Source organism: Paenibacillus tuaregi (assembly GCF_900086655.1).
GTDB classification, from domain to species: Bacteria; Bacillota; Bacilli; order Paenibacillales; family Paenibacillaceae; genus Fontibacillus; species Fontibacillus tuaregi.
This window is the reverse complement of record NZ_LT575476.1, coordinates 3174998-3186664: the sequence shown is the minus strand read 5'-3', so window position 1 is coordinate 3186664 and position 11667 is coordinate 3174998. Positions and strand designations below refer to the sequence as shown.

The 11667-nt window shown below is 47.4% G+C and carries 7 protein-coding genes; all 7 read left to right on the top strand.

Going from position 1 to position 11667, the window contains the following annotated elements:
- The first annotated feature begins 109 nt into the window (after window positions 1–109).
- Entirely contained in the window at window positions 110–598 is a 489-nt protein-coding gene (locus BN6628_RS14270) for a hypothetical protein (RefSeq protein ID WP_068618510.1), read from the top strand.
- 165 nt (window positions 599–763) lie between these two features.
- Complete coding sequence (locus BN6628_RS14265) at window positions 764–4291, top strand: LPXTG cell wall anchor domain-containing protein (protein WP_068618509.1); 3528 nt, start codon at window positions 764–766, stop codon at window positions 4289–4291.
- A gap of 226 nt (window positions 4292–4517) precedes the next feature.
- Window positions 4518–5183, top strand: a complete 666-nt coding sequence (locus BN6628_RS14260) for a class D sortase (RefSeq protein ID WP_068618507.1) — start codon at window positions 4518–4520, stop codon at window positions 5181–5183.
- A gap of 186 nt (window positions 5184–5369) precedes the next feature.
- Complete coding sequence (locus tag BN6628_RS14255; protein WP_157692477.1) at window positions 5370–7205, top strand: sensor histidine kinase; 1836 nt, start codon at window positions 5370–5372, stop codon at window positions 7203–7205.
- Window positions 7206–7257: 52 nt separating this feature from the next.
- On the top strand, window positions 7258–10308 hold the full coding sequence (locus BN6628_RS14250; RefSeq protein WP_235847646.1) for a response regulator: 3051 nt from the start codon (window positions 7258–7260) through the stop codon (window positions 10306–10308).
- A gap of 66 nt (window positions 10309–10374) precedes the next feature.
- Window positions 10375–10575, top strand: a complete 201-nt coding sequence (locus tag BN6628_RS14245; protein WP_148449282.1) for a hypothetical protein — start codon at window positions 10375–10377, stop codon at window positions 10573–10575.
- A 25-nt stretch (window positions 10576–10600) separates the two neighbouring features.
- Window positions 10601–11575, top strand: a complete 975-nt coding sequence (locus tag BN6628_RS14240) for an ABC transporter permease (protein ID WP_068618502.1) — start codon at window positions 10601–10603, stop codon at window positions 11573–11575.
- Window positions 11576–11667: the final 92 nt, after the last annotated feature.

Genomic DNA, 11667 nt, shown 5'->3' with positions numbered 1-11667 from the left:
AGCCACCGGATAACCGGTGGTTTTTTTGCTTTGTCCAGAAATTGTATAGTTTCTTTCTTTATAATCCTTACGGTGGGAGAACGAGTAGGGTATACCGGAGGGATAAACGTTGAGAATTATAAGAAATTTTCGGATTTCACCCCCTTTCGGATTCAAGGGGCTGGAACTCGCTTCACTTCGTGAAATCAATATTGCCAAAGAACCGGATGTTCAATATCAGAGAGGATTTTATATTAACTTTCAGGGGAATATGCTGGGAGTTGTGGCGACACCTGAGGGACCGGAATTCTTTTTCAATTCTGATACTTACCTGCTTGCGGGAGATAACTATCAGTTTCGCTTAAAGCACAAGCAGGACGAGAGCATATTCTACTTCGACTGGAATGGGGCCAGTGTGCTGCAAATCAAATATTACCGCATGCTGGGGGGACGGGTTGAGGAAGATCTGGACCGGAATATGCATGAGTTCCTCAATTGGCTCATTAAGGCCGCCAAGCGCAAGAAATTCAAGTCATTCTATACTGTGGATGACGATTCCCCATCTACCTCTCACGCCAGGGAAGCTGATCCGGTTCGTATTGGGGATCGGGTGAAATAGCCGCCAAGCTGTCTTAGGCTGGCCCGGTTTCCGGATGATTGTAGAGAAATTGTTAAGTTGCTTGTTCTACTATTGTAGTTGTCGATTTTGTATCTAATTGCTGGAGGTGAAAGAGCTTTTAAAATTAACAACAAATTAATAGATAGGGAGAAATGGTAAAAAAGCATGAAAAAAAGAATATCTGTAGTCATTTTTGCATTAATCCTCCTGATACATAGCCTGTTTGGGCCGGCTGTTGCTTCAGTCAGCGCAGATGCGGCAGCACTTCCAGAGAACATAACAGCAGCAGGGGATCAGGGGACTGGAACAACCGGGACAGCCGCTCCAGATGCTGTGGTGGATTCTACGGCTGACAAACCGGATGCGGTGGATTCAACCGCTGACAAGCCGGCCGTGGCGGAAAAGGCTAACATTCTCACTAAAGTTGTACTGAAGGATAAAGAGGGTACGGTTATTGACGCCGTGTACAATCCTGACCGGGAAGGCCGTACGGAAGTCGGCTCTGCCGTGACCATCGAGTACAACTGGGCATTAGAGAATAATCATGGTTATAAGAATGGGGATACCTTCGAGTTCACCATTCCGAAGGAGTTCAAGCTCTATAATGACATTTCAGGCAGCTTGGACGAGGCAGGAACGTTTCATGTTGATTCTAAAACGAATAAAGTGACGGTTAATTTCAATGATTTCGTCGAGGGAAACTCCAATGTCAGCGGCACATTGAAAATTGCCACGGAGTTCAACAAAGACACCATCACTGAAGACACCGAGGTGAAGATTCCGTTCCCGATTAAGGGCGGGGATCAGGTTGCCATTGTCTTCTTCAAACCGGTAGGCGGCAAGGTGCTTGATAAGAAGGGTCAGCCAGAAGGTTCGAAGAAGATTAACTGGACGGTCAATGTGAATACCGTGCTTAACAAAATCGACAATGCGGTGATTACTGACAAGACTCCGGACGGACTTAAGCTGGATGCGGCATCATTTAAGGTTTATAACCTTAAGGTGAACATGGATGGCGGCTCCACACTTGGCGATCTTGTTGATCCGGCCAGTTATATCTTTGAATCTGAGAATGACGGTTCTTCGTTCAAGCTGAGCTTTAAATCGGGTTCAATTAAATCAGCCTATCAGCTCCAATATGCGACAGATGTTGTAGGGGAGACCGAAACTAACTTTACAAACACAGTTGTCTTGAATGATAAGGAACAGGCATCAGCAAGTGTGAATATTCCACGTGAGAAGCCTCTGACGAAGGAAGCTTCCTATGATAAAGAGAGTCAGACCATCACTTGGACAATCAACTACAACTTTAACGAGAAGAAAATTGCGCAAGCGGATGCCAAACTCGTTGACCGGTTTGACAGTGTTGTTGAATTCGTTCCTGGCTCCTTGGAAGTTAAAGAAAGAAATTCCGGTAACGTTCTTAAAGAGAATGATGACTATAAATTAACTCCAGTCGACGAGAAGGACAACAAAGCCGGATTCGATCTTGAATTCACCAAGGATGTAAATGTGGGCTACGTGATTACCTACAAAACCAAAGCCAAGGAACGGGTGTATGAAAATACTCCGGTAACCAACAATGTCACTACAGTGGGTAACACTTCAGCCACGGGTAAGGAAACCCTGGTGAGCCTTATCGGCAAGAAGTGGAATAGCGGTGTCGATTACAAGGCTCAAACCGCCAAGTGGACGATTGTAGTGAATGAAGACAAAGCGGCGATGACCGGGTTAACCATTACCGATTCATTCCCGAATGGCGGGTTGGAATTTGTTCCGGGTTCCTTGAAGATTAAATCTTCAGATGGGAATGATTATCCAGCAGATAATTATACCGTTAGTGCAGATAAGCCAACGGAAGGTTTTGTACTTACATTCAAGGACAAGGTTGCCGACAAGCTGACCATTACCTATGAGACCAAGTACAGCAGTGATTGGTTTGCTGCAGGCAAGAATGTGTACCGCAACCAGGCTCTGATCAATTGGGTAGAAAGTACCCTCAAGGATCCTGTCACTGTGGTTGCTGATTTCAAGCCAAATGCTCAGACGACCAATAATGGTTCCAAGAGCGGTTCCTATGATGCAAGCAAAAAAGAAATTACTTGGGATATTACGGCGAACTACAACCGTAAAGACTTGAAGAACGCGGTAATTTCAGACAAGCTGCTTCAAGGACAAACTATCGTTAAAGATTCCGTGAAGGTCTATGAATTGACCATTAATGCAAACGGAAGCATTACAAAGGGCAGTGAAGTCGACAGCAGCAAATACAAGGTTATAGCTCCAACTGCCGAAAATGACAATGAGCTGAAAGTGGAATTGGGAGATATCGATTCAGCTTACTTGGTCACTTTCAAAACAACCTTTGATGCTGCACGCCTAGATCGCGAAATCAGCAATGAGGCTGATCTTACCAGCGATGGGGCTCCGGCTTACAAGTGGGGAGCTAAGGTAAATATTCCTCAAGGCGGCGTGTATGTAAGTAAGACTGGTGCTCAGGACGGAAGCAAGATCAACTGGCAAATCAAAATCAATGAAGGCCAATCTTATGTTACGAATGCCAAAATCATTGATACACCAAGCGCCAATCAAATTTTGGATGAGGCCTCCTTCAAGCTTTATGCTACCAAGGTTGCGCCAAACGGGGCACTGACCCGTTCGGATGAACTGAAAAAAGACGTGGATTACACTCTTGTAATTACAACCGATGCCAAGGACCAGCAGTCGTTTGTCCTGGCGTTTAAGAAAGAGATCTCAACAGCATACATTTTGGAATATTCATCCCAGATTGCGGTTTCCGCTGACCGGGAGAAGGTTCAGAATACCGTAAGCTTTGAGGGCGACGGGTTCAAGGTTGAATCCAACAAGACCAGCAAGGAGATTGAGGTGCGTACATCTTCCGGCTCCGGCTCCGGTGTCGGGGAGAGAGGAAGCATTGAAATCACCAAGGTGGACAAGAATGATCCAACCAAAGTGCTGGAAGGCGCCAAATTTGTTCTGTATGATGCCGCCAAGAAAAGACCGGAGATCATCAAAACAACGGATGCCGAAGGTAAAATCCTGTTCAGTAAGCTCTTGTACGATGATTATGTATTAGAAGAGCTGGAAGCACCTGCCGGATATGTCGCGGACCAAGCCAAACTTAATATTAAGATTGACTCCACGATCAAGCAGGAGGCTAACGTTAAGAAGATTACGGTTACAAACAGCAAAAAGCCAGTAACACCACCGGTGACACCGCCAGTAACGCCAGTGGACCCACCGGTAACACCACCAGTAACACCACCAGTAACACCACCGGTAACACCTCCGGTAACACCTCCGGTAACGCCGCCGGTGACTCCACCAGTGACACCGCCGGTAACACCTCCAGTAACTCCGCCAATCATCACCGGACCTGGAGTCGAGGAGCCAGGCAAGCCATCGACTACAACACCGGGTGGCAAAAAGCCAACCAAGCCGCAGCCGGGCAAGAAGGATCCTAAAGAAGTGGATCTGGATGAGAACGGCAATCCGCTCGGAGGTGTAGATGGTGACAAAGCCAAGGATAAATCCAAAGGCAACCCTAACCATTCAAATGCGCCTATGCTCCCAAAAACGGGTGAAGAAAGTGATTGGCCGGTTTATATGGCCGGACTATCACTCGTATTAATCGGTTTGTGGATGCGTTTAAAGCGCGCTGACAAGTTTTAACTGACAAAGACCTGGGAAAGAGACCTTTCTCGGGTCTTTTTTTGCTAGAATGATGAAGGTGTTAAAGAAGGTTATGAAGGAAGTCGAGAATTTGTTTAGATACAAGTTGTATTTTAATACATATAAGTTGAACTAAAGAAAGATCAGGAGATTGGCGGGTGTCTTCATCCGTACAATCATTTGTTCAGCATACACAGCAAATGATTCATGAAGGAGTTATTTAATTATGCGAAAGTTATCATATGTGGTTATTCTGCTGGGGATTGTCATTCTCTTGACTCCCAAAATCATAGAATGGCGGGCCGATATGGAACAGGATGAACTGCTTAAGCAGGCTGAGAGCCAGGAATACAACAAGGAGCATCGGCCAGCTGTATTGAAGACAAGCAAAGCCAGCAGTTTGGAAAAGGTCTCACGCTTATTAAATGAAGGGGAGAATGGACAGGGCAGTGACCCGTCTGCAGGGCAGGCAGATGATTCATCTTACAGTGAAGACGAACATCTAATCGGAACGATCACGATAGATTCTATTGATGTTAAGCTCCCTATTCTTGAAGGGGCTACCAAAGAGAATATGAGCCATGCCGCCGTACATTTGCCGGAAACCTCCTGGTTCGGAGAGCCAGGCAATGCGGCTATTGCGGCTCATCGGGCGCACAAGGCCGGCCGCCTGTTCAACCGTCTTAATGAGGTGAGCAAAGGGGATAAGGTCGTAATCAAGTCTGGTGGCAAAGTCTTTACATACACGGTGTATAAAAAATGGATCGTGCTGCCAACGGAAGTCTCCGTGCTTGACCCGGTGGGACAAGAGAAGCTGCTTACTCTGATTACATGTGACCCGCTCATTAATCCTACTCATCGCCTCATTGTCCAGGCGAAGGAGGATGAATAGGCCATTCTAAATAATTTCGTGTTCTTCAAAGGAATTCACTAAATTTTGTCGAAACTGAAGAACATGATTATTAAACACAAACTAATTTTTATTACCTTTATATTTCTTTTTGTATTAACAGGACTAAGGCTGATTTGGTTTGAGGTGAATGAGCCGCCTGCCCATCCTAGTGTGGAGAGAGGGAGCTTGGATCTCAGAGGGTGGAGCCTGCCGGATAACAAATCTATCCCTCTTGATGGGGAGTGGGAATTCTATCCCGGCAAGTGGATACAGCCCGGGGGCCCAGAAGGCGGGACCGAGGTCAAGCCGGCCCCTGGCTACATTTCCGTACCTACCCCGTGGAACCAGTCCATTCGCTCCACATCATCTTACGGCTATGCTACCTACCGGATGAAAGTGTGGGTTAGCCGTATCAAAGAGCCTTATTCACTGAAGATCAACAGCATTCAGACCGCGGCCAGGATCTATGTAAATGGAGAGCTTCTGAAAGAAGCAGGACATCCAGCTAGTGAGCTTTCGGAGAGCCTACCCCGGAATTATCCCTATACGGTAAGTTTTATCCCTGATCAGCAGGAGATTGAAATTATAGTTCAGGTATCCAATTTTGATTACCCGGACAGTGGGGGGATTGTGGAGTCTGTCCGGTTTGGCACCGAATCAGCAGTAAAGCATGAACAACAATTCTATGCGAGAATGCAGATTGCAGTATACACCATACTCATTCTTCATGTGCTTTATGCCGGAATCCTAAGCTTAATTGGTATACGCAGCCAGACACATCTGTTCATGTCCCTGGCCATTCTTTCCCTGGTGTTGTCCGATCTGGTCGATGGCAGCAGGTGGCTGCTTATTTGGATGCCCCTAACCCTGGAGTGGTCATTAAAGCTGAGTGTGATTGCTTACTTGAGCGGTACGGCTTTCCTAGGAATAGGATTCAAACAGCTGCTGCCCACCGCAGCGCAGGCCAGCGTATGGAAGTGGGTTATCTATATAAGCGTGGCTGCTGTTATTCTTATACCTTTCCTGCCTCTCGTGGTATTCCTGTGGCTCGCTAATTTCTTTAGGCTGCTTATGGTCATTAATATCATTCGTGTCATTTATCTAATCTTTCAATTTGTAAGCAAACAGAAGGATGCCGGGGTATTCCTGCTGCTCACAGCTGTGAGCATAGCTTCCTTCATCTTTTGGACGGTTGTAAAATATGTGTTCTGGCATCAAATGCCTTATTATCCTTTTGACATTATTTTTGCTTATCTCGGTTTTGCAGGATTCTGGTTTATCCGCTTTTTCCAGGCTCATGAACAGACTCAAAGCTGGACTCGGCAGCTGAGAGAGGCGGATAAGCAAAAGGACGATTATCTTACCATTACTTCCTTAGAGCTACAGGCCCCACTGCAGGGGATGATCGGGATGGCCGGGTCCATTCTCGAAGAACGGGGGACAGTGATGAGTGCAAGAAGCCGGGGAGATCTGGAGCTGATGATTCAGGTAGGACAGCGCATGTCCCTAATGCTTGGTGATCTGCTGGATATCAAGCGGCTTAATGCCCAGGAGATTCGCCTCAGCCGGAAAAGTCTGTCCCTTTCCCCGGTCGTGACCAGTGTATTTGATATGCTCAGGTTTATGAACGAGGGCAAGAAGGTGGAATTTGTTCAAGGGATTCCTGCAGACTTCCCTCATGTGGATGCCGATGAGAACAGACTGGTCCAAATTTTGTTCAATTTGGTGCACAATGCCCTTAAATTTACGAATGAAGGACTGATTATGGTCTATGCGGACGTAGAAGACAGCATGGTTCGGATTCATGTTGAAGACTCCGGTATAGGCATAGATGAGGATATCCAACAGATTATATTTCTTCCTTATGAGCAAGGAGATTCAATTAGTACTGCGGCTCTAGGAGGCTTGGGACTTGGGCTTAGCATTTGCAGACAGCTGGTTCACCTTCATGGTGGGGAAATTACCGTGAGATCCAGTCCCGGTAAAGGCTCAGTGTTTACATTTACCCTGCCTCTTGGATAGAAGTTCGCTTACTTCAAGGCGTTCTCTCATAACATAAAAGGATGGTTCCAGATTGCTGACTTCAACTAAATTGCTTCCCAAAAGAAAACTAATTCTGCTCACTGCTGTATTTCTTCTTATACTGACGGGAATACGGCTGCTGTGGAATTATGAGCTGAGGGTTCCTGATCACCCGGAACCCTTGTCAGGTGTTGTTGACCTGCGCGGCTGGCAGTTCGACGATAGTAATACCATCACCTTGAATGGGGAATGGGAGTTCTATCCGAATACATTTCTTGCGCCGGGAACTTATCAGCATAAGCCCAAGCCGGTCACAGCGGTTGTGCCAGGGATATGGGATCATGTTACAGGTACGGGCAGTTCTATTGGCTTCGGAACCTACCGGCTTACTGTTCTTCTTGATCCTTCGGAGCAGATGTACGGAATACGAGTCCCAAACATTCAAACAGCTTCCAGATTATACGTGAACGGACAAGAGCTTGGGGTCATGGGCCGTCCTTCAGTAACTAAAGAAGAGAGCAAGGCAAGAAATGTGCCCTACTCCGTCTTCTTTCGCAGTGATAAACCTGAAGTTGAGATTCTGATCCATGTCTCCAATTTTGACCTTCCTACTTCAGGAGGGATTATTCAGTCTCTTAGATTTGGTACCGATACAGCGGTAACTCGGGAAGCCTTTTTCTCGGAAAATCTACAATTCATTGTATGTATTGTAATTGCCCTACATGGTATTTACGCGGCTATTTTGTACTATCTTGGAGTACGCGGTAAGGAGCTGTTCTATTTCGTAGGTATTGTGGTTACTGTGCTGCTTGCGGTTCTCATGGATGATGATAAGCTTCTGCTGCAGTGGGTCCCCATTGGACTGGAATGGTCTACAAGACTGAGAGTGCTAGCCTACATGGCGTGTGGTGTGTCGTTATTTTTCTGGGTTAAGACATTTACAGGCACGAGAACCAGCTGGTTTACACGCGGATACGCCTGGGTAAATGTGTTATTCACCATCGTGATTGTTCTGGTTCCAATGGAATGGATCAAGCAGGCGGCTTCTTTTATTTTGAGGAGTGTTATGATTGTCACGGTCATTACGGAGATCAGGCTGATGGTTACGGCTATTTACCGGAGAGAGATTACCGCGGTCTTCCTGCTGTTATCTGTGGCCGCTGTTTCCGCCAACAGGGTATGGGGCACACTCAAAGGCATCTTTTGGCCGGATCAGCTGTTCTATCCATTTGATCTGATTATTGCCTTCCTGGGTCTTGCCAGCTTCTGGTTTGTGCGCTTTGCCCAAATGAACAAGCAGGCGGAGCAGCTGGCGGAACAACTCCAGAAAGCAGACAAGATCAAGGACGATTTCCTTGCCAACACCTCCCATGAGCTCCGCAATCCGCTTCACGGGATGCTGAATATGGCACAGGCCGTCCGGAGTGAGGCTCATAGTGAGCTCGGCCCGGAACATAAGAATCGAATGGACCTGCTGATCCAGGTCGGACAGAGGATGTCACTTCAGCTGGACGATCTGCTGGATGCCGCGCGGCTCAAAGAACAAGAGCTTCATCTGGTTAAGAAAAGCATCAGCTTCTCGGCTGCGGCCTCGGGAGTTATAGATATGCTCCGGGTTGCCAGTAACAGCAGCCCCGTTGATGTGCAGCTTCGCATACCGGATCAGTTTCCTTACGTGATCGCAGATGAGAACCGGTTGGTTCAGATTATTTTCAATCTGCTTCAGGAAGCTCTGAGAGTGACACAACAAGGAGCTATAGTGCTGGAGGGCAGCGTTCGAGAGGGAATGGCCGCGTTTCGAATTTATTCGCCCGCTGCGGATTGGGAGGAAATAAAGTGCTCTGCCGGGGCGGAATTAAACAACGATCAGCAGCTCAGAATGAACATTTGCCGCCAATTAATCGAACTTCACGGCGGCACATTTAAGGTGATTACCGGGGAGGCGGATGCATGTGAAATTGCCTTTTCCCTTCGTGCGGATTTCAGCCGATCAGAGAACCGGCTGGGGTCAGATGTGAGTATGGATTCCGAGTTCGAGCCATGGGATTCAGATGAAGGGGCAATAGGCTCAGTTCTGGCTGAGCAAGAAGCCGCCGTTACAGCGGAGACGAGAGCCCGTCACCGAATTCTGGCGGTTGATGATGACCCGATTAACCTGAAGGTTCTGGGCAGTATTTTAGGTGGAGAGGATTATCAGCTTGTTACGGCCACCAGCGGCAAAGAAGCCTTGGATCATCTCGAACAAGGAGAATGGGACCTGGTTATCTCAGATGTGATGATGCCTCAGATGTCAGGGTATGAGTTGACCCGGACTATTCGCCGTCAATTTTCTCTCTCAGAGCTTCCTGTTCTTCTATTAACCGCACGAAGCCAGCAGGAGGACATACAGGCCGGATTTCTATCAGGGGCGAATGATTACCTGACCAAGCCTGTCGGTGGGATTGAATTGAAATCCAGGGTTAAGGCTTTGATTGATCTTAAAGAATCGATCAGCGAAAGACTGCGCATGGAAGCGGCATGGCTGCAAGCCCAGATTCAACCGCACTTCTTGTTTAACACCCTAAATTCTATCGCCTCTTTAAGTGAGACAGATACGTCAAGAATGGTGATTCTCCTGGAAGAGTTCGGAAATTACCTTAGAACCAGCTTTGATGCGAGGAACCTGCAGCGCCTGGTTCCCATCTCGCATGAACTCCAGTTGCTTCGGTCATATCTGTATATTGAGCAGGAACGCTTCGGCAGCAGGCTGAAAGTGGTCTGGGAAGTGCCTGAGCCGCTCAGCGTGGAGATCCCGCCGCTTTCTATCCAGCCGCTTGCGGAAAATGCGGTGCGTCATGGAATATTACAACGTGCCCGTGGGGGGACGCTGACGATACGGATTACTGAGCATCCTCAGGAAGTTGCCATTGTGATTAAAGATGATGGGGTTGGGATGGATCAGGCTACTCTTCTGTCGGTTAGAGGGGACGGTTCAACGTCCCGGAGACGCGGAGTCGGAGTCCAAAATACGGACCGCAGATTGAAACGTCTTTATGGACGGGGGCTTGAGATCAGCAGCATACCGGATCAGGGGACAACAGTGGCATTTTCAGTTCCCAAATAAATTACCATTCTACAAACAAATCACGAGGGGTTGATTGTCATAAGCCGGAATATAAAGACAGCGTATATGATCTCAGTTATTCTAATTCTGTTCCCATTCGTGATGGCAGGAATAGCTCTCGCCACCTCGATGAACACGACAACGGGATTTGCACATTATCTGCTGCTGCTGGCTCCAATGGGAATGTGGATCGGTGTGATTATGCTGATCATCACTTTAATCGTGCACAGAAGCAAGATCAGGAAAGCTGAAGAGGAGCTGGAATAATCATCAAATTCAGGGGGAAGGACTTATGTGGATTTATATAGTTCGAAGAACCTTTCAATCGATAGTGGTGTTGCTGCTAGTCTCTCTTCTATGCTTTACGCTTATGCATATGATGCCGGGCAACCCTTGGACGTTCGTGGGTATGAAGCTGGCAGACCATATATATGCGGAGGAACAGATCCGGTTGCATAGCCTTGATCAACCGATATATATACAATATATCCTTTGGCTGAAGGGGCTATCTACCGGTTATTTGGGCCAGGATTATAATGGCAATGCGATTGATCAATACATATGGAGTTATGTTAAGAACAGCTTAATCTTGGTGGGGACTGCATGGCTGCTCTCGATCATGATCGCTGTACCCTGGGGGATTTACAACAGCAGGAAGCCATATGGTTTGTCCGACCGGACAGCCCTGCTCTTGAGCCTGACGGGGCTCTGCATTCCCGGTTTTGTGCTCGGCTATTTGCTACAGCAGATCTTTGCCATGGACTTGTTTAACATGGACTTGTTATGGCTGCCTCCCAGCGGTATGCACACTCCTTCCAAGGAAGGCGAGGTGGGGGATTTGTTAATCCACATGATACTGCCTGTCCTCACACTTACCATAGGGAATCTGGCATATTATTTAAGGTTTGTCCGCAACAATATGATAGAGGTGCTTCCGTCTGAGTTTCTATTAACGGCCCGGGCTAAAGGGGCTTCGGAGAAACGGATTATTTATAAGCATGCCTTTAAGAACGCGGCTATTCCGATGGTGACTATGCTGGCTATGGATATTCCGGTCATGGTGGGCGGCTCGGCCGTGATTGAGAACGTCTTCAATTGGCAGGGGATTGGTTTGCTGCTGGTTTGGACCGCTCAGAACAGAGATCTTCCGGTGCTCCTCGCGATTATTATGATCGTATCCCTGGTGGTTATCATCGCAAATTGGATCGCAGACATTCTGTATACATGGATCGATCCGAGGGTTCGTCTCACAAGAAGCTCACGCTGATGGGGCAAGTTACGTGGAGTCATATTTATGTTAATCCAGAAGCAGGCTGGTTATTCACCCCAAGCTAAACATCGTTCAGCGGTATAGACTAC

What these genes read in the sequence shown, in the direction of transcription:
- BN6628_RS14240 (WP_068618502.1), top strand. Translation starts at nt 10,601, where the DNA reads ATGTGGATTTATATAGTTCGAAGAACCTTTCAATCGATAGTGGTGTTG.
- BN6628_RS14265 (WP_068618509.1), top strand. Translation starts at nt 764, where the DNA reads ATGAAAAAAAGAATATCTGTAGTCATTTTTGCATTAATCCTCCTGATA.
- BN6628_RS14260 (WP_068618507.1), top strand. Translation starts at nt 4,518, where the DNA reads ATGCGAAAGTTATCATATGTGGTTATTCTGCTGGGGATTGTCATTCTC.
- BN6628_RS14245 (WP_148449282.1), top strand. Translation starts at nt 10,375, where the DNA reads ATGATCTCAGTTATTCTAATTCTGTTCCCATTCGTGATGGCAGGAATA.